Source organism: Rhodanobacter sp. UC4437_H4 (assembly GCF_052978425.1).
In genome coordinates, this window is the sequence record NZ_CM129673.1 from 2,987,529 (window position 1) to 3,007,220 (window position 19,692).

Annotated in this window: 16 protein-coding genes; 14 read left to right on the plus strand and 2 right to left on the minus strand. The window is 68.4% G+C overall.

The genetic code is table 11. From position 1 onward, the window contains the following. Positions 1-73: 73 nt before the first annotated feature. Positions 74-1,612, plus strand: a complete 1,539-nt coding sequence (glpD, locus tag ACVCL3_RS13535) for a glycerol-3-phosphate dehydrogenase (protein WP_447101532.1) — start codon at positions 74-76, stop codon at positions 1,610-1,612. Then, on the plus strand, positions 1,609-3,114 hold the full coding sequence (gene glpK, locus ACVCL3_RS13540; RefSeq protein ID WP_447098021.1) for a glycerol kinase GlpK: 1,506 nt from the start codon (positions 1,609-1,611) through the stop codon (positions 3,112-3,114). Before glpD ends, glpK begins: the two co-directional genes overlap by 4 nt. Positions 3,115-3,121: 7 nt before the next feature. On the opposite strand, the gene ACVCL3_RS13545 is transcribed toward glpK, so the two are convergent. Next, complete coding sequence (locus ACVCL3_RS13545) at positions 3,122-4,057, minus strand: carbohydrate kinase family protein (protein ID WP_395120254.1); 936 nt, start codon at positions 4,055-4,057, stop codon at positions 3,122-3,124. A 272-nt stretch (positions 4,058-4,329) separates the two neighbouring features. On the opposite strand from ACVCL3_RS13545, the gene ACVCL3_RS13550 reads away from it, so the two are divergent. The 12 genes from ACVCL3_RS13550 (at position 4,330) to ACVCL3_RS13605 (ending at position 17,638) form a co-directional block, all read left to right on the plus strand. Continuing rightward, a complete protein-coding gene (locus tag ACVCL3_RS13550) occupies positions 4,330-5,376 on the plus strand; it encodes a rod shape-determining protein (RefSeq protein WP_395120252.1) in 1,047 nt (348 codons plus the stop codon). A gap of 21 nt (positions 5,377-5,397) precedes the next feature. Continuing rightward, positions 5,398-6,363 (plus strand): rod shape-determining protein MreC, encoded by a 966-nt coding sequence (mreC, locus tag ACVCL3_RS13555; RefSeq protein ID WP_447099660.1) that lies wholly within the window; start codon positions 5,398-5,400, stop codon positions 6,361-6,363. Further along, a complete protein-coding gene (gene mreD / locus ACVCL3_RS13560; RefSeq protein ID WP_395120250.1) occupies positions 6,360-6,845 on the plus strand; it encodes a rod shape-determining protein MreD in 486 nt (161 codons plus the stop codon). Before mreC ends, mreD begins: the two co-directional genes overlap by 4 nt. Before the next feature lie 16 nt (positions 6,846-6,861). Beyond that, positions 6,862-8,823, plus strand: coding sequence for a penicillin-binding protein 2 (mrdA, locus tag ACVCL3_RS13565; RefSeq protein ID WP_395120249.1), 1,962 nt, complete (start codon positions 6,862-6,864; stop codon positions 8,821-8,823). Then, a complete protein-coding gene (gene rodA / locus ACVCL3_RS13570; RefSeq protein WP_447099661.1) occupies positions 8,820-9,935 on the plus strand; it encodes a rod shape-determining protein RodA in 1,116 nt (371 codons plus the stop codon). The genes mrdA and rodA overlap by 4 nt, the downstream gene beginning before the upstream one ends. 96 nt (positions 9,936-10,031) lie before the next feature. Continuing rightward, entirely contained in the window at positions 10,032-11,036 is a 1,005-nt protein-coding gene (mltB, locus tag ACVCL3_RS13575) for a lytic murein transglycosylase B (protein WP_395120247.1), read from the plus strand. Beyond that, the gene (locus ACVCL3_RS13580) at positions 11,033-11,941 is read left to right on the plus strand and encodes a septal ring lytic transglycosylase RlpA family protein (protein ID WP_447099662.1); all 909 of its coding nucleotides are present in this window, start codon (positions 11,033-11,035) and stop codon (positions 11,939-11,941) included. Before mltB ends, ACVCL3_RS13580 begins: the two co-directional genes overlap by 4 nt. 76 nt (positions 11,942-12,017) lie before the next feature. Continuing rightward, complete coding sequence (locus tag ACVCL3_RS13585; RefSeq protein WP_447099663.1) at positions 12,018-13,262, plus strand: D-alanyl-D-alanine carboxypeptidase family protein; 1,245 nt, start codon at positions 12,018-12,020, stop codon at positions 13,260-13,262. Further along, positions 13,262-13,552 (plus strand): YbeD family protein, encoded by a 291-nt coding sequence (locus ACVCL3_RS13590; RefSeq protein WP_395120244.1) that lies wholly within the window; start codon positions 13,262-13,264, stop codon positions 13,550-13,552. Before ACVCL3_RS13585 ends, ACVCL3_RS13590 begins: the two co-directional genes overlap by 1 nt. Positions 13,553-13,752: 200 nt before the next feature. Continuing rightward, positions 13,753-14,358 carry a lipoyl(octanoyl) transferase LipB gene (gene lipB, locus ACVCL3_RS13595; protein WP_447099589.1) on the plus strand — a complete coding sequence of 202 codons (606 nt, stop codon included), beginning with the start codon at positions 13,753-13,755 and terminating at the stop codon, positions 14,356-14,358. Between the two features lie 11 nt (positions 14,359-14,369). Beyond that, on the plus strand, positions 14,370-15,380 hold the full coding sequence (gene lipA, locus ACVCL3_RS13600) for a lipoyl synthase (RefSeq protein WP_395120242.1): 1,011 nt from the start codon (positions 14,370-14,372) through the stop codon (positions 15,378-15,380). Between the two features lie 8 nt (positions 15,381-15,388). Continuing rightward, the gene (locus ACVCL3_RS13605; protein ID WP_395120241.1) at positions 15,389-17,638 is read left to right on the plus strand and encodes a carboxy terminal-processing peptidase; all 2,250 of its coding nucleotides are present in this window, start codon (positions 15,389-15,391) and stop codon (positions 17,636-17,638) included. A 93-nt stretch (positions 17,639-17,731) separates the two neighbouring features. Here ACVCL3_RS13605 and ACVCL3_RS13610 read toward each other — a convergent pair whose 3' ends face one another. After that, positions 17,732-19,624 (minus strand): sulfotransferase, encoded by a 1,893-nt coding sequence (locus ACVCL3_RS13610; protein WP_447099665.1) that lies wholly within the window; start codon positions 19,622-19,624, stop codon positions 17,732-17,734. Positions 19,625-19,692 lie beyond the last annotated feature (68 nt).

The following is a 19,692-nucleotide window of genomic DNA, read 5'->3' on the forward strand; positions in this document are numbered from 1 at the left end:
CGGGCCGACTGGTTGCAGGGGCGGCGTGTTAGCGTGTCGTGGGGTTGCCGGCTCGGCGCAGGCGAGGGCGATGATGGCGGGGCATGACACGAACATCCTGATAGTCGGTGGCGGCATCAATGGGGCGGGAATGGCACGTGATGCGGCAGGCCGCGGACTTTCGGTGACGCTTTGCGAGCAGGACGACCTGGCCGGGCACACCTCCAGTGCAAGCACCAAGCTGATCCATGGCGGCTTGCGTTACCTGGAACAGCACGAATTCCGGCTGGTGGCGAAGGCGCTGGCCGAGCGCGAGGTGGTCATGCGGCTGGCACCGCACATTGCCTGGCCGCTGTTGTTTGTCCTGCCGCACGAATCGCACCTGCGCCCGGCCTGGATGATCCGGCTCGGCCTGTTGCTGTATGACAGCCTGGGTGCCGGCCATCGGACGCTGGCCGATTCGCGCGCGGTGGATCTGCGCAGCCATGTCAGCGGCGCGCCGTTGAAAAACACGTACACACGCGGTTTCGTGTACTCCGATGGCTGGGTGCAGGACGCGCGCCTGGTCGTGCTCAACGCGATGGATGCGCACCGGCTCGGGGCCGATGTCCGGGTGCGCACGCGCTGCGTCTCCGCGCACGTCGAGGATGGCGTGTGGCAGGCTCAGCTGCTTGGCCCCGACGGGCTGATGGACAGCTGCCGTGCGAAGGTGCTGGTCAATGCGTGCGGCCCGTGGGCCGGGCGCTTCCTGGGTGACGTGCTGGGCCGCGATCGGCATCCACGCGTGCGGCTGGTGAAGGGCAGCCACATCGTGCTGCCGCGGCTGTTCGAACACGACCACGCTTACATCTTCCAGCAGCCCGATCGACGCATCGTGTTCGCGATCCCCTACGAGGACGACTACACCCTGGTGGGCACCACCGATCTCGACTATGCCGCCGACCCCGCGAACGTCGTGATCGACGCTGGCGAGGTTCGCTACCTGTGCGACGCCGTCAATCGCTACTTCCGCACGCCGGTGCAGCCGAAGGATGTCGTGTGGAGTTACAGCGGCGTGCGGCCGCTGCTGGATGAGGATGGCAACGCCAGCACGGTCAGCCGGGACTATCGCATCACGCTGGACCACGAACAGGGCGCCCCGCTGCTGAATGTCTTCGGCGGCAAGATCACCACCTACCGGCGACTTGCCGAGGAAGCGGTGGATCAATTGGCTGAGGTCTTGTGGCCCGAGCGGTCGGCATGGACTGCCCAAGGCGATCCCTTGCCAGGCGGCGATTTTGCCGATGCCGAACGGCTGCTCGCGGCCTGGTCGCAGCGTTGGCCCTGGCTGCCTTCCTCGCTCGCGCATCGCTGGTTCCGGCACTACGGCACCTGCACCGAAACCCTGCTCGGCGAAGCGTGCGCCATGGGCGATCTGGGTGAGCACTTCGGCGCCGACCTCTACCAGCTCGAACTGGATTATCTCATCCGCGCGGAATGGGCGCGCAGCGGCGACGACGTGCTGTGGCGCCGTACCAAGCTCGGGTTGCGCCTGAGTCCGGTGGAACACCACCGGGTGCACGCTTACGTGGCGCGGATGGTTCCGATGCTGGTGGGTGCAACCGCGGAGAGAGCAGAGGCACAATCGGCATGAGCGGGAAAGCACACTTCGTCGTCGCCATCGACCAGGGCACCACCAGTTCACGCGCGATGGTCTTCGACGCGCAAGGTTGCGTGGTGTCTTCGGCACAGCGCGAGTTCGAGCAGATCTTTCCGCGCTCAGGCTGGGTCGAGCATCGCCCGCGCGACATTCTCACCAGCGTCCAGGTCACCCTGACGGAAGCGATGCACAAGGCCGGGATCGAGGCGTCGGCGGTGGCCGGTATCGGCATCACCAACCAGCGCGAAACCACCGTGGTCTGGGATCGTGCTACCGGCGAGCCGGTGTACAACGCGCTGGTGTGGCAGTCGAGGCATTCGGCGAAACTGTGCGAGTCCATGCGCAGCGAGGCCGTCGACGCGCTGGTGCGCGAGCGCACCGGTCTGCTGCTGGACGCCTATTTTTCCGCGACCAAGCTGAAATGGCTGTTCGAGCACGTCAGCGGGGTGCGCGAACGGGCGCAGCGCGGTGAACTGCTGTTCGGCACGATCGACAGCTGGCTGGTGTGGAACCTCACCGGCGGTCGCACCCACGTCACCGACGTGACCAATGCCTCGCGCACGCTGCTGTACGACATCCATCGGCAATGCTGGGACGACGACCTGTTGGCCCTGTTCGGCGTGCCCGCCTCGATGCTGCCGCAGGTGCGCGGCTGCAGCGAGATCTACGGGCGCATCGAGCCGAAGTATTTTTTCGGTCGCGACGTGCCGATCTGCGGCATCGCAGGCGACCAGCAGGCCGCCCTGTTCGGCCAGGCATGCTTCGAGCCGGGCATGGCCAAGAATACCTATGGCACCGGCTGCTTCATGCTGATGAACACCGGCCACTCCGCGGTGCCGTCGCAGCATGGCCTGCTGACCACGCTGGCCTGGAAGCTGGGCGACAAGGTGGAGTACGCGCTCGAAGGAAGCATCTTCGTGGCCGGTTCGGTGGTGCAATGGTTGCGCGACGGCCTGCACCTGCTGGACCGGGCCGAGCAATCGCAAGCCTGCGCCGACAGCGTGGATTCCACCGAAGGTGTGTATCTGGTGCCCGCCTTCGCCGGGCTGGGGGCACCGTACTGGCACGCCGACGTGCGTGGCGCCATCTTCGGCCTGTCGCGCGGCACGAGCCGCGAGCACCTGATACGCGCGGCGCTGGAGTCGATGGCCTACCAGACGCGCGACGTGCTGGCCGCGATGGAGGCCGACGCCGGCATCGCGCTGAAGGAGTTGCGCGCCGACGGCGGCGCCATCGGCAACGATTTCCTGGCCCAGTTCCAGAGCGACATGCTCGGCGTGCCGCTGCTGCGGCCCCGGATTACCGAAACCACCGCGCTGGGCGCCGCCTATCTGGCCGGCCTGGCGGTCGGCGTCTGGGACAGCCGCGAGCAGATCGCGCGGTTGTGGCAGCAGGATCGCCGCTTCGATCCCGCGATGGAGGCATCCCGTCGCGAGCGCCTCTACAGCGGCTGGCAAGCGGCGGTGCAGGCCACGATGGGCTTTCCCGCGAGCTGACTTCCACTCAGTCCAGTGCGTATCCGAACTGGTCGGCGAACTCCGCGGCAAACTCGGCGTAGTTGAAACGCTGGTTCTGGGTGCCGGGGTGCTCGACCTTCAGCGCACCCATCAGCGAGGCGATCCGGCCGGTGGTGGGCCAGTCCTTGCCATGCATGATGCCGAACATCAGGCCGGCCCGGTAGGCGTCGCCGCAGCCGGTCGGATCGACGATGACGCGCTCGCGCGCCGGCGGAATGTGGTGGCTCTCCTCGCCCACGTGGATCACCGAACCGCGTGGACCCTGGGTCACGATGTAGGCGGTGACATGGCTGGCGATCTCCGCCGCACTCCAGCCGGTGCGAGTCTGCAGCAACTGGGATTCGTAGTCGTTGACGATCACGTAAGTCGATTTGGCGATCATCGAGCGGAACTCGTCGCCGTTGAACAACGGCATCGCCTGGCCGGGATCGAAGATGAACGGCACGCCGCGCGCGGCGAATTCGTCGACGTGTTGCAGCATCGCCTCGCGGCCATCGGGCGCCACGATCGCGAAGTCGATCTGCGGGATGTCGCGGACGTGGTTCTCCTGCGCACTGGACATCGCGCCGGGGTGGAAGGCGGTGATCTGGTTGTTGTCCAGGTCCGTGGTGATGAAGCACTGCGGGGTGAACTGCTCCTCGAACACGCGCACGCCATCGAGCCGGATGCCGCAGTCCTGCATGTGCTGCCGGTAGGGCGCGAAATCCTGGCCCACCGCCGCCACCGGCAGCGGGTCGCCGCCCAGCAGCTTGAGGTTGTAGGCGATGTTGCCGGCGCAGCCGCCGAACTCGCGCCGCATGGCCGGCACCAGGAACGACACGTTCAGGATGTGCATCTGGTCGGGCAGGATGTGGTTCTTGAACTGATCCTGGAACACCATGATGGTGTCGTAGGCGAGCGATCCGCAGATGACGGCAGGCATGATGCGAGAAAACCCCGATTTGAGATGGGAGGCTGCGGGCGCGTGCCCGGACGGGCAGAATCGGTCCCTGCAGCCAAAGGCCGCCATCGTACCGCCATCCGTCCGCGCTGGCGACTTCGCGACCTGCTTCGCAGTTCAGTCCACGGCACAGGAAAATCGCTTATGGCCGTGTTGCACAAGGGTTTCTTAACGTGTTTTTCCTTGCGTGGAACGGTGGGCCTGACTAGACTGGCGAGCTTGTCTGTTTAGCCTGGCCGACCCACGGCGGACCCATGTTCAAGAAGTTCCGCGGCATCTTTTCCAACGACATCTCCATCGACCTCGGCACGGCCAACACGCTGATCTACGTGCGTGGTCAGGGCATCGTGTTGAACGAGCCTTCGGTGGTGGCGATTCGCCAGGACCGCGGCCCCGGTGGTCCGCGCACGATCGCGGCGGTGGGTGGCGACGCCAAGCGCATGCTGGGCCGCACGCCGGGCAACATCGCCACGGTGCGCCCGATGAAGGACGGCGTGATCGCCGACTTCACCATGACCGAGGCGATGCTGCAGCACTTCATCAAGCAGGTGCACAAGTCGCGCTTCCTGCGGCCGAGCCCGCGCGTGCTGGTGTGCGTGCCGTGCGGCTCGACCCAGGTCGAGCGCCGCGCCATCAAGGAATCGGCCGAAGGCGCCGGTGCCCGCGACGTGTTCCTGATCGAAGAGCCGATGGCTGCGGCGATCGGCGCCGGCATTCCGGTGCACGAGGCGCGCGGCGCGATGGTGCTGGACATCGGCGGCGGCACCTCCGAGGTGGCGGTGATCTCGCTCAACGGCATCGTCTACTCGCAGTCCGCCCGCGTCGGCGGCGATCGTTTCGACGAGGCGATCATCAACTACGTGCGCCGCAACCACGGCACCCTGATCGGCGAATCCACCGCCGAGCGGATCAAGCTGCAGATCGGCTGCGCGTTCCCGCAGGACGACGTCAAGGAGATCGAGATCTCCGGGCGCAACCTTGCCGAGGGCGTGCCGCGCATGTTCACGATCAACTCCAACGAAATCCTCGAGGCGCTGCACGAGCCGCTGGCCGGCATCGTGGCGGCGGTTAAGTCGGCGCTGGAACAGACTCCGCCGGAACTGTGCTCCGACGTCGCCGAGCGCGGCATCGTGCTCACCGGCGGCGGCGCGCTGCTGCGCGACCTGGACCGGCTGATCTCCGAGGAAACCGGCCTGCACGTGCAGGTGGCCGACGACCCGCTGACCTGCGTGGCGCGCGGCGGCGGCAAGGCGCTGGAGCTGATCGATCAGCATGGCAGCGACTTCTTCTCGCCCGAATAGCGCGCGGCAACGGGGGCCGCGATGGCGCGCGCACGCGAAGGTTCTTCCCCCCTGTTTGCCGGCAACGCGGCCGGCACGCTGCGGCTGATCGTCTATCTGGCGCTGGCGGTGGTGCTGATGGTGCTTGACCAGCGCAATGGCTGGCTGTGGCAGCTGCGCTCGGCCGCCTCGGCGGTGGTCGAGCCGGTCTATCGGCTGGCCGGCCTGCCTGCGGCCGGGGTGCACACCCTCGGCGTCGCGTTTGCCGATCGCCAGCTGCTGACCTCGCAGAACCAGCGCCTGCGCGAAGACCTGCTGCTGGCCAACGCCAAGTTGAACCGCATGGCCGCGGTCGCCGAGCAGAACGAACGGCTGCGGCGGCTGCTCGATACCCAGCACAGCCTGAAGCTCAACGTGCAACTGGCGCGGGTCATCGGCGTGGATCTCGGCGCGTACCGTTATGAGCTGACCTTGAACATGGGCTCGCGCGACGGCGTCGAGCCCGGACAGCCGGTGATCGATGCCCACGGCGTGATGGGCCAGGTGAAGGCCGTGCTGCCGCACACTGCCGTGGTGATGCTGATCACCGACCCCTCGCATGCGATCCCGGTGACGATCGCGCGTACCGGCTTGCGCACGGTGGCCTACGGTTCGCGCGACGGCGACCAGCTGAGCCTGCCCAACCTGCCGCTGGCGGCTGACGTGCGCGCTGGCGACAAGCTGCTCACCTCGGGCATCGGCGGCCGTTTTCCGCCGGGGTTCCCGGTGGGCCGGATCGACAGCGTGGCGCCGGCGCCGACCGGCATGTTCCAGGTCGCCCTGGCCACGCCGGCGGCGGACCTCGATCGCAGCACCGATGTACTGCTGCTGCACGACCAGGCCGAACCCAAGGGGCCGCCCGACCTGCCCGTTCCGGCAGGTCCGCCGCAGGTCCTGGCGCCGGCCGCTTCCGCCAGCGTGGCCGCGCCGGCGGTGCGCCCGGGTCAGGCCGGCGGGGTACCGCGATGAGTCGCGCGCGGCTGAGCCAGTGGTGGTTCGTCGGCACGCTGGCCGCGGCGCTGCTGCTGATGCTGGTGCCGCTGCCAGGCGTGCTGGAGCCGTTCAAGCCGTATTGGCCGGCGCTGGTGTTGCTGTACTGGGCGCTGGAAGCGGAAGACCGGGTGAGCCTGGGCCTTGCCTTCGGCGTGGGATTGCTTGCGGACCTGCTCGACGGCGTGCTGCTCGGCGAGCAGGCGCTGCGGCTGTGCGCGCTGGTCTTCATCACCGTGCGATTCCGTTCGCGATTGCGCTTCTTCCCGATGTGGCAGCAGGCGCTGGCGGTGCTGGCCTTGCTGCTCAACGATCGCTTCCTGCTGCTGCTGGTGCGCATGCTGGCCGGCGCTTCGCTGCCGCCGGCGAGCTGGTGGATTTCCCCCTTCGTCGGCGCGGCGTTGTGGCCGTTCCTGTTCCTGTTGCTCGACGACCTGCGCGCGCGGCTGCGGATCCAATGAAGCATGAGCCGGTGAGATGAAGAGTCGCCGCGCGCTCAAGAACGTCCGTGACGAGACCGCGCTGTTCCGTCGACGCGCGCTGGTGGGTTTCGTGCTGATCCTGCTGGGGCTGGGCGGGCTGGTCGGGCGTTACGTGGTGCTGCAGGTCGCGCGACACGACGAGTTCGCCACCCGCTCGACCAACAACCGGGTCAAGCCGCGCGCGATCCCGCCGGCGCGCGGCCTGATCTACGACCGCAACGGCGTGGTGCTGGCCGACAACGTGCCGGCGTTCCGGCTGGAAGTGGTGCCCGAGCAGGTCAAGGACATGCCCGCTCTGCTGGCGCGGCTGGGCCAGGTGGTGCCGCTGGACCAGGACGACATCGACGCGTTCAACAAGCAGTTGCGGCAGAGCCGGCGTTTCGACAGCGTGCCGCTGAAGATGCACCTGACCGAAGACGAGATCGATCGTTTCGCGGTCAATCGCTGGCGCTTTCCCAACGTCGACGTGGTGCCCTACCTGACCCGGCATTATCCGTTCGGCCCGTTGTTCGCCCACGTGGTCGGCTACGTCGGGCGCATCGACGCCGACGACCTGCAGCGGCTGGACGCGGATCGCTACCAGGGCACCAGCCATGTCGGGCGCAGCGGCGTGGAGCGTTCCTACGAGGACGTGTTGCACGGCAAGCCCGGCTACGAATTGCTGGAGGTCAACGCCGATGGCCGCACCCAGCACGTGCTGGAAACCCATGCGCCCACGCCCGGCCGCAGCCTCTACCTGAGCATCGACGCGCGCATCCAGAAGGCGGCCGAGGCGGCATTCGAGGGCCGTCCCGGCGCGGCGGTGGCGATCGATCCGCGCAACGGCCAGGTGCTGGCGATGGTCAGCGTGCCCACGTTCGATCCCAACCTGTTCGTCAACGGCATCAGCCAGGCCGACTACCGCGCGCTGACCACCGACCCGGACAAGCCGCTGTACAACCGCGCGCTGCGGGGCGTCTATCCGCCGGGCTCGACGGTGAAACCGTTCCTTGCACTCGGCGGGCTGGAGCTGGGCCTGCGCAAGCCGTCGGACACGGTGTTCTCCAACGGTCAGTTCTGCCTGCCGGGGCAGACGCGCTGCTACCGCGACGACAAGCGCGGCGGCGACGGCACGGTGGACATGGTCACCGCGATCGAGAAGTCGACCAACACGTATTTCTACAAGCTGGCGCTGGACATGGGCATCGACCGGCTGAGCCAGTGGATGAGTCGCTTCGGCTTCGGCCGCGAGACCGGCATCGACCTGATCGGCGAATCCGACGGCATCCTGCCCTCGCGCCAGTGGAAGGCGGCCAACAGCAAGCAGCCCTGGTATCCCGGCGAAACGGTGATCGCCGGCATCGGCCAGGGTTACTGGGCGGTTACCCCGCTGCAACTGGCGCATGCGGTGGCGACCCTGGCCGGCGGTGGCGTGCCGTACCTGCCGCGGCTGGGCATGGCCACCAGCACGGTCGGCGAGGCGCAGCGCCAGCCGCTGCCCAATCCGCCGGGCGCCACGTTGATCCGCCAGCGCGGCGACTGGGCGGTGATCAACGCGGGCATGCGCGCGGTGATCACCGAAGGCACCGGCAAGGGCCTGAACGACGGCTTCCCCTACGCGATCGCCGGCAAGAGTGGCACCGCCGAGCGCTACTCGCGCACCAGCGACGCGTACGACACCAATCGCAACACCGCGTATCTGGCCACCCGCCATCGCGCCTGGTTCATCGCCTACGCGCCGGCCGACCACCCGCAGATCGCCGTAGCCGTGGTGCTGGAGCAGGGCGCCTGGGGCGCTTCGGCGGCGGGGCCGATCGTGCGCAAGATTCTCGATGCGTGGCTGGCCACCCACCAGGGCGTGCTGCCCGGCGCCGAGCGATTGCCGGATGCCGCACCGCTCCCATCCGCCGCGCCGGCACCGGCCGGCTCGGTCGTCGAGGACGTGCCCGTGTCCGCCAGCAGCGAGGTGCAACCATGATCGGCGTGCTGCGCGCGCGCATGCGCCGCTTCGCGCACCGGGTGATGACCCGGCGCCGGATCGACCTGCCGCTGGCCGCCGGCCTGTTCGTGCTGGCCCTGATCGGCCTGTCCACGCTGTACAGCGCGGGCGACCGAAGTTTTGCCCTGGTCGGCGGCCAGGCCGCGCGCTTCGTGCTGGGCGGCGCCTTGCTGCTGCTGGTCTCGCGCATTCCACCCCCGGTGCTGCGCAGCTGGACGCCGGGCCTCTACGCCGTCAGCGTCGCCTTGCTGGTGGTGGTGGCGATCCTCGGTGAAGGGCGCGGTTCGATGCGCTGGCTGGATCTGGGCGTGATGCGTTTCCAGCCGTCCGAACTGCTCAAGCTCACCACGCCGATGATGGTGGCCTGGTACCTCCACCCGCGGCAGCTGCCGCCGGGCTGGAAGGACATCGCGGTGGTCGGCATCCTGATCGCCATTCCTGCCGCCTTGATCGCCGAACAGCCGGACCTGGGCACGGCGGTGCTGGTGGCCACGGCCGGCGCGTTCGCGCTGTTCCTCTCCGGCATGGCGTGGTGGCGCATCGGATTGCTGGTGGGCGCGGTGGTGGGCATGATCCCGATCGGCTGGCACTTCCTGCACCAGTACCAGCGCGATCGCGTGCTGACCCTGCTCAATCCCGAATCCGATCCGCTGGGCAATGGCTGGCACATCATCCAGTCGCAGATCGCGGTGGGCTCCGGCGGCGTGTTCGGCAAAGGCTGGCTGCACAGCACGCAGTCGCGGCTGGATTTCCTGCCCGAGCACACCACCGATTTCATCTTCGCGGTGTTCTCCGAGGAGTTCGGCCTGGTCGGCGTGTGCGCGCTGATCGCGCTGTACGCGTTCATCATCGGCCGCTGCCTGTGGATCGCGATGGAGGCGCGCGATACGTATTCGCGCCTGCTCGCCGGCGCGATCGGCATGAGCTTCTTCGTCTACGTGTTCGTCAACGGCGGCATGGTGGCCGGCATGCTGCCGGTGGTCGGCGTGCCGATGCCGATGATCAGTTACGGCGGCACGTCGGCGGTGTCGCTGTTGACCGGTTTCGGCGTGCTGATGTCGATCCATGCCAATCGCAAGAGCCACATCTGAATCGCGCCCCGCGCGCGCCATGCGTGGGGCCGAAGTCGCCGCGGCTTGCATGGTAGGCTCTCGCTGACCTCGATTTTCCCTTTGCGAAGGCCTTGCATGTCCGTGCATCCCGTGTCCCGTGTGTGCTGTTGCCTGCTGGTCCTGCTGTCGTGGGTGGCTGGAACGGACACCGCGCTGGCCGCCCATCCGGGGCAGGCGAAACTGGTGCAGGAGGTGGCGCACGACACCGGCCAGAGCCCGGCCGCGCTCAATGCGCTGCTCGACGGCGCCACCAAACAGCAGTCGATCCTCGACGCGATCAGCCGCCCGGCCGAGGCCAAGCCGTGGAAGGATTATCGCCCGATCTTCCTCACCGATGCCCGCATCGACGGCGGCATCGCGTTCTACCAGCAGCATCGCGCACTGCTCGACCGGATCGCGACCGAGTACGGCGTGGCGCCGCAATACGTGGTGGCGATCATCGGCGTGGAGACCAATTACGGCCGCATCGTGGGCCGCTACAAGGTGCTCGATGCGCTGGTGACGCTGGCCTTCTACTACCCGCCGCGCGCGCCTTTTTTCCGCGACGAGCTGAAGACCCTGCTGGAGCTTCCCGCCAGCAAGCTGGCCGGTCCGCTGGACTCGCTGGTCGGTTCCTATGCCGGCGCGCAGGGCTGGGGCCAGTTCATGCCTTCGAGCATCCGCGACTACGCGGTTGACGAGGATCACGACGGTCGCATCGACCTGCACGATTCGGCCGACGACATCGTGGCCAGCGTCGCCAACTACCTGCACGGGTACGGCTGGGAGCGCGATGCCCCGGTGGCGGCGCGGGCGCAGCCCGATGCCAAGGCGCACGCGAGCGACCTCAACGAGCTCATGCCGAAGCATCCGCTGGAACAGTTCGAGGCCTGGGGCTACGCGCCGCTGCAGCGGATCGACCCCGGCCGGCTCGCCAGCCTGCAGCAGCTCGAAGGCCCGGCCGGGCCGGAGTACTGGTTCACCTTCCAGAATTTCTACGTGATCACCCGCTACAACCGCAGCCCGTTGTACGCGATGGCCGTCGAACAGCTGGCGCAGGCGATCGCCGCCGGCGTGGCGCAGGCGGACGCGGCGCGGTGAGGTTCGCCGCGGTCGCCGCCGTGCTCGCGGCCAGCGCGCTGCTTGCCGCGTGCAGCGGGCCGCGCAGCCGGCCGTCGCCGTCGTCCGGCGCGGGCCATCGCGGCGTGTCCGGCACGGCATCGCCCGCGGGTGAAGGTGGCATCCACGACGACCTCAGTCGGCCGCAATCGAGCCGCTACCGCGACGGCCGCGACAGCGTGCCGCCGCCGATCGACGTCAGCAAGCTGTCCGAGCCGGTGCCGAAGGCCGAGCCGCGCTCGCGCTACGGCAACAAGTCGCCCTACAGCGTGCGCGGCAAGACCTATCGCGTGCTGTCCACGGCGCGCGGCTACGACGAGCGCGGCATCGCCTCGTTCTACGGCAACAAGTTCCACGGCTACAAGACCTCCAACCTCGAAACCTACGACATGTACGCGTTCAGCGCAGCCAGCACCACGCTGCCGCTGCCCAGCTACGCGCGCGTCACCAACCTGGAGAACGGCAAGAGCGTGGTCGTGCGGGTCAACGACCGCGGACCGTTCCACGACAACCGGCTGATCGACCTGTCCTATGCCGCGGCAGTGAAGATCGGCATCTGGCCCAAGGGCACCGGCCTGGTCGAGGTGCGCGGCATCGACCCGGCGCATCCGGCGCAGGAACTGCCGCCGCCGGAGGCGGTCTCAGGCAGGCACCCGGGAATCTACCTGCAGGTGGGTGCGTTCGCCGACGCGTCCAATGCCGACCGCCTGGCCCGGCGCCTGCGTGCGGCCGACCTCGGCACGGTGCAGGTGATCGACGGCGTGGCGCATGGCCAGCGCCTGCGCCGCGTGCGGGTCGGCCCGCTCGACAGCGTGGATCGCGCCGACGAAGTCAGTCGCCGGATCGAACGCATGGGTCTGCCCTCGCCGCAGGTCGCGGTAGACTGAGCAGGATTTGCGCAGGCTTCCTTGCCACTTCGGCGCGCGCAACGCCGATCCTCGAAAAACCGGACTCGAAAACACGATGAACTTTCTTCGACGCACCCTGATGCCGTTTGCCGCCGTTGCCGTCCTGCTGGTCGGCGCCGCGATGGCGCAGACCCCGCCCCATCCGTCGCCCGTGCCGCGCCCGGCCATGCCGGCCGCACCGGTGCCGCCGCCGCCGGACGTCGATGGCGCCAGCTGGGTGCTGATGGACTACGCCACCGGCCAGATACTTGCCTCGAAGGATCCCGATGCGCGTCGCGCGCCGGCCTCGCTGACCAAGGTGATGACCGACTACGTGGTGTCGGCCGAGCTCGCCAACGGCCGCATCCACAACAGCGACATGATCACCATCAGCGAGCATGCGTGGCGCGGCGGCGGTGCCGGCACCGACGGCTCCACCAGTTTCCTCAAGCTGGGCAGCCAGGTGCCGCTGATGGACCTGCTCAAGGGCATGATCGTGCAGTCCGGCAACGACGCGGCAATCGCGCTGGCCGAGCACACCGCCGGTTCGGAGGATGCCTTCGCCAACCTGATGAACGCCTACGCCAAGCAGTTGGGCATGGCCAACTCGCACTTCTCCAACGCCTCCGGCTATCCGGTGCAGAACCACTACAGCTCCGCGCGCGACGTCGCGATCCTGTCGCGCGCGCTGATCCACAACTTCCCCGACGACTACGCCATCTCGGCGATCAAGTCGTACGAGTGGAACGGCATCAAGCAGCAGAACCGCAACGAGCTGCTCTGGCGCGATCCGGCCGTGGACGGCATCAAGACCGGGCACACCGCCGACGCGGGCTTCTGCCTGGCGGCGTCCGCCAAGCATGGCGACGAGCGCATGATCGCGGTGGTGATGGGCGCCAGCTCCAACAAGGCGCGCGCCGATTCGGCGATGGCCCTGCTCAACTACGGCTTCCGCTTCTACGAGACGCACAAGCTGTACGACACCAGCAAGCCGCTGGCGACGCTGCGGTTGTGGAAGGGCGAGGCGGACACCTTGCCGATCGGCGTGGCCAGCGACGTGCTGGTCACTGTCAAGACCGGCCAGTACGACAAGCTCAAGGCGGTGATGGACATCCCCTCGACCCTGATCGCGCCGTTCAAGAAGGGCCAGCAGATCGGCAGCCTGCGCATCAGCCTGGATGGCCAGGCGCTGCAGACGGTGCCGCTGGTCGCACTGGCCGACGCGCCGCAGGGTGGCTTCTTCTCGCGCCTGTGGGACAGCATCCTGCTCTGGTTCCACAAGGACACCGGCAACACCGAGCAGGCGCCGAGCGCCAAGTGATGCAACCGATCGACTTCGACAAGGCGAAGCGGCAAGGCCGGGGCTTCCAGTTCCCCGGCGAGTTCGAGATCACCGCCGTGGGCAGCGCCAGCGCCGACCTGCCCCGCCACGTGCCGCAACTGCTCGAACGCGCCGGTCTGCACGTGCTGCACGAAACCGTGCGTCACCGCCATTCCGGCGCCGGCAATTTCGTCTCGGTCACGGTCACCTTCCGCTGCGACAACCGCGAGCAGTACGAAGCAGCGCATCACGCACTGCGCGCCGATGCGGATGTCCGGTATACGTTGTGAGGCCGGGATTCGGGATGGGGGATTCGCAAGAGCCGCGTCCCGAGCCTCCGCGTCGCATGGGTTCGGCGGCTCTTGAACCAGAAGAATTGCAAGGCCACAAGCTCGTCGTGAACCACGAATCCCGAACCCCCCCTCCCGAATTCCGGCCCCTGGTCATCCGCCGCCTCGGCCGCCAGCCCTACGCGGCGACCTGGCAGGCGATGAGCGCGTTCACCGACAACCGCACCGCCGACACGCCGGACGAGCTGTGGCTGCTGGAGCACGACCCGGTGTTCACCCTGGGCCAGGCCGGCAAGATGGAGCACGTGCTGGCGCCGGGCGACATCCCGGTGATCCCGGTCGACCGCGGCGGGCAGGTGACCTACCACGGGCCCGGCCAGATCGTCGGCTACCCGCTGATCGACTTGCGCCGCATCGGCGTGGGCGTGCGCGAGCTGGTGCGGCGGATCGAGCAGGCGCTGATCGACACGCTGGCGCACTGGCAGGTGGCGGCGGCGCGCCGCGAAGGCGCCCCCGGCGTGTACGTGGGCGAGGCCAAGATCGCCGCGCTCGGCCTGCGCGTGCGTCGCGGCTGCAGTTTCCACGGGCTGGCCTTCAACGTGGCCATGGACCTGGAGCCGTTCGAACGCATCAACCCCTGCGGCTACAAGGGTTTGGCGGTCACGCAACTGGTAGACTTGGGCGGTCCGTCGCAGCTGGCGGACGTCGAGACGGTGCTGGCCGACGAGTTCTGCCGCCAGTTCGGCTTCGTCGCCGCGCCCGCTGCCCCCCTGATTCCCGAACTCCCCGCGCGCGCCGCGGTCTGAACTCCTCTCCCATGAGCGAAACCAGCGCCCCCTTGTCCAAATCCATTCCGATCCAGGTCGTGGCCGGCACCGGCACGGTGGAGAAACAGCTCGGCAGCGACAAGATCGCGCTGAACCGCGCCGGTTTCGACACCAGCGTGCCGACCCTGCGCAAGCCCAACTGGATCCGCGTGCGCCTGCCGCAGGGCAACGCGGTGCAGCAGCTGAAGGCCCGCCTGCGCGAGAACGCGCTGGTGACCGTATGCGAGGAAGCCTCCTGCCCCAACATCCACGAATGCTTCAGCCACGGCACCGCCACCTTCATGATTCTCGGCGAGGTGTGCACGCGGCGCTGCTCGTTCTGCGACGTGGCGCATGGCCGGCCGCAGCCGCCGGATGAACTGGAGCCGGCGCGCCTGGCGCAGACCATCGCCGACATGCGGCTGAAGTACGTGGTGATCACCTCGGTCGACCGCGACGACCTGCGCGACGGCGGCGCGGCGCACTTCGCCAGCTGCATCCGCGCGGTGCGCCATGCCAGCCCGGCCATCCGCATCGAGATCCTCACCCCCGATTTCCGCGGCAAGGGCCGCATGGAACGGGCGCTGGAGGTGCTCAAGGCATTCCCGCCGGACGTGTTCAACCACAACCTGGAAACCGTGCCGCATCTGTACCGCGAGGTGCGCCCCGGCGCCGATTACCAGTGGTCGCTGGACCTGCTCAAGCGCTTCAAGGCGCAGCACCCGCAGGTGCCGACCAAGTCCGGCATCATGCTCGGCCTGGGCGAGACCCGCGAGCAGGTGCTGCAGACGCTGCGCGACCTGCGCGACCACGATGTGGAGATGATCACCATCGGCCAGTACCTGCAGCCCACGCCGCACCACCACCCGGTGCTGCGCTACTGGACGCCCGAGGAATTCCACGCGCTGCGCGAAGCCGGCGAAGCCATGGGCTTTCATCACGTCGCCTCCGGCCCGCTGGTGCGATCGTCCTACCACGCCGACCTGCAGGCGCATGCCGCCGGCGTCACCGAATCCGCCTGAGAGCACCCATGAAACTTCGCCCCGCGCTGGTCCTGCTGTTCGTTCTCTCCGCCAGCTGCGCCTTTGCGCAGTCAGCGGCCGACCTGGGTGCCGGCCCCCAGCCGCGCAAGGCGGCCACCTGGCCGCTGGAGCCCACGGCCGAACAGGCCCAGGCCGCGCAACTGTCCGCGCGCTTCCTGACCCGCTTCCACTACGACGCCCAGCCGCTGGATGACGCGATGTCCGCGCGCATCTACAAGGCATATTTCAAGATGCTCGACGGCGACAAGGTGTTCTTCACCCAGGCCGACATGGACAAGTTCGCGCCACTGAAGAGCAAGTTCGACGACGCGATCTGGAACAGCGACCTCTCCGCGCCGTTCGCCATCTTCAACCTGTACCTGCAGCGCGCCGTGCAGCGCATGAGCTACGCCCGCGAGCTGCTGAAGAACGGCTTCGACCTCAGCCGCGACGAGAGCTACGAGGTCGACCGCAAGGACGCCGCCTGGCCGAAGGACGAGGCCGCCGCGCAGGACCTTTGGCGCAAGCGCACCAAGAACGACTGGCTGCGTCTGAAGCTGGCCGGCAAGGACGACGCGGACATCCGCAAGACGCTGGACAAGCGCTACAGCGGCTACATCGACCGCATCCGGCAGATCAACAGCGCCGACGCGTTCCAGACCTTCATGAACGCCTACGCCGAATCCACCGACCCGCACACCGACTACCTCGGCCCGGAGGCGGCGGCCAACTTCGACATCGCGATGAGCCTGTCGCTGCAGGGCATCGGCGCGCAGCTGCAGTCGCGCGACGACTACACCATGATCGTCAAGCTGATCCCCGGCGGCCCGGCGATGAAGTCGCACAAGTTCAAGCCGGGCGACCGCATCGTGGCGGTGGGCCAGGGCGACAAGGGCGCAATGGTGGACGTGGTCGGTTGGCGCATCGACGACGTCACCGCGCTGATCCGCGGCAAGAAGGGAACGGTGGTGCGGCTGGAAGTGCTGCCCGCCGATGTCGGCCCGGACGGCAAGCACGAGCTGATCACCCTGGTGCGCGACAAGATCAACCTGGAGGATGCCGCGGCCAGCAAGAAGGTCATCGAGATCAAGGACGGCGCTGTCACCCGCAAGATCGGCGTGATCGACCTGCCCTCGTTCTACTCCGATTTCGGCGCGCGCAGCGCCGGCGACAAGGATTACCGCAGCACCACCCGCGACGTGGCCAAGCTGATCGCCGAGCTCAAGCAGGAAGGCGTGCAGGGCATCGTGGTGGACCTGCGCAACAACGGCGGCGGCTCGCTGGCCGAGGCGGATTCGATGACCGGCCTGTTCATCGACAAGGGCCCGGTGGTGCAGGTGCGCGGCTCGCACGGCGAAGTCCAGGTGCAGGGCGACGACGATGCAGGCATGGCCTGGAGCGGTCCGCTGGCGGTGCTGGTCAACCGCGGCACGGCTTCGGCCTCGGAGATCTTCTCCGCGGCGATCCAGGATTATCACCGCGGCCTGGTCATCGGCGAGCCGACCTTCGGCAAGGGCACCGTGCAGACCCTGGTGGACCTGGACAAGTTCGCCTCCGGCGACAGCGAGAAGCCGCAGCTGGGCGAACTGAAGATGACGATCCAGGAGTTCTTCCGCATCAACGGCGGTTCCACCCAGCTCAAGGGCGTCACCCCGGACATCGAGTTCCCGAAGAACGGCGACGAGAAGGACTTCGGCGAATCGACCTACGACAACGCGCTGCCGTGGACGCAGATTCCGCCGGCCGACTACCAGCCGGTGGCGAACCTCTCCGCCTACCTGCCGCAGCTGCTCAAGCAGCACGACCAGCGTGCGGCGCAATCGCCGGCGTGGAAGCTGATGCTGGACGAGCTGGCGCAGTACAAGAAAATGCGCGACATGACCACGATCTCGCTGAACCTGGCCACCCGCGAAGCCGAACGCAAGCAGCAGGAGCAGATGCAGGCCGCCTTCCGCGCGCGGCACGTCGCCATCGACGGCAGCGACGCGGCCCTGCCGGAGGCGGGCAGCACGCTGGACGACGGCCTCAACCCGAACGAGCGCAGCATCAAGAGCGAGCTGAAGGAAGAGAAGGACGCCAAGAACGCCAAGGACCCGCAGCTCCAGGAGACCGCGCACATCCTGTTCGACGCGATCGGCATGATCAAGGCCGACCCGAAACTGGCCAGCGAAGTGCTGCCTTACGGCGGCAAGTTCTCGCCGCACGCACTGGCCAGCGTAACCACCCCCGCGCCGTCCGCGAGCAGCCCGGCGCACTGAGTATCCCGCTGCGCACGACGACAAGGCGGCACTGCCTGTCGTCGTGCGTGCGGGAGCCTGCGGCCCGCAGGCGCTTGTCCCGCGGGCCGTCTCCTACCCGTCGTAGCCGAAGCGTTCGAGCCACGGTTGCAGCACGGGCAACACCGGTTCGAAATGCTCGCGGTAGTCGCGCCAGCGGCCCACCGCCTTGCGATAGACGCCGCGGGTGACCTGCGCGTAGCTGGGCGTGCTGATGTGCTTCTCGCGCGCATGCTCGGCGAAGCGCTGCAGGGGCGAGGCATCGGCCAGGTCCAGGAACCGCGCCAGTCGTGTCGCCTGGTCGCCGAACTGCTCCACCACGGATTCGTAGCGCCACTCCAGCACCTGCGGGGCGAACACCTCGACATCGCGCTGCCATTGGGTGAAGGCGCGCGCGTAGCCCTGCGCCAGGCGCGGCAGGGAGGAGCACAGCACCATGAACGCCGGCGAGCGGAACGATTGCATGCTGCAGCTGAGCAACACGTCGCAGGGATGGCGCAGGCAGAGAATGATCCGTGCCTGCGGAAACAGCCGCATGATCATCGGCAGGCACTGCATGTTCAGCGGGTTCTTGTCGACCAGCCGGCGCGGCCCGAGGTCGGGGCGCACCTGCGCGACCCGTCGGCGATAGCTGCGGCGCAGGGCATCGGCATCGTCCTGGCTCAGTGAGGCGAGATCGGCGGGATAGCGCTGGCCGACGCGTTCCATGCTTTCGATCAGCTCATGGATGTAGGCACGCTCGTCCATGGACCGGAAATCCGGGTGGGCGTCGAGCATCTGTTCCAGCAAGGTGGTACCCGAGCGCGGAAAGCCGACCACGAAGACCGGGCTCTCCATGGAGCCGGGGGCGCGCAGCTCGGTCCAGCGGGCGTAGTCGTGCGGTTCGACCACGCAGTCCGCCAGCGGCAGCGGCTGGCTGTCCGCCGCCAGTCGCTCCGGCACGACCTGGCGGGCGATCTCCAGTTGCGCCGCGTGCGCCGCCTGCAACGCGTCCCATGCCTCGGCGTGGCGGCCCAGCCGGTCGCAGGCGATGGCGAGGCCGAAACCGACGCTGGCCCGGCTCTCGTCGTCGAGCGGCTGCGCCAGCACGCGCCGGTACAGCGCCGCTGCCTCGGCGTGCGCGCCGTTGCGTGAGGCCATCGCGGCGTGCGCGCGCCAGCCGTCGGCGCGCGCTTGCACGGCGTCCGGCGGCAGGGCGTCGATCGCGGCCAGCGGCAGTTGCTGCAGGTCCTGCTGCGCGCGTTCGACCTGGTTGCTGCGCTCGTGCAACACCAAGCGCTGGGCGGCGATGCGCAGGCGCAGCGGAGCGGCCGCGGCCTCCGTCGGCGGCAACTGCGCGCGCGCGAGCGTGCGCAGGGCCGCCTCGGAAGCGCCCTGCACCGACAACATGGCGGCCAGGATCAGCGCCTGTTCGGCGGGTTGCGGCGGCCACTCGCCGGCGCCGTCGAGCATTTCCTCCTGTGCCGCGTTGTCGCCGCAGACGTAGCAGGCGTAGGCCGCCTGCAGGCGGGCCTCGATGAATGACGGGGCGAGACTGGCCGCTTCCAGCAGCGCCTGCCGTGCCGCCGGCCAATCGCGTTGCTGGGTGTACAGCAGGCCGAGGTTGTAGTGCACCTCCGCATCGCCCGGCGCGAGCTGCCGGGCCTGACGCAAGGCCTGTCCGGACGCGGCGAGGTCGCCGGCCAGGCGAGAGGCCACGCCGAGGTTGTTCCAGTAGGCCGAGACGGCCGGTCGCAACTGGCACAGGCGGTTGAACGTGGCGGCCGCCCGTGCGTGCCGGCCGGTGGCCTGTTGCGCCACGCCGAGCAGGACGAGCACGCCTTCGTCGTCGCCGGCGGCATCCGCCGCCTGCGCCGCCAGTTCGATGACGCGCTCTGCGTCGCCTGCATTCCACGCGCTGGCCATGGCGGCGGCCAGCGTGCTGGCCGGAGTGCTGGGCGGATCGGCGGCGGGCGGGGGCGGGGGCATGCGGCCTCGGTGGGGTGGTGTCCGGCGCCCATTATGCAAGAGGGCCGCGGTTTGCCCGCGGCCCTCCT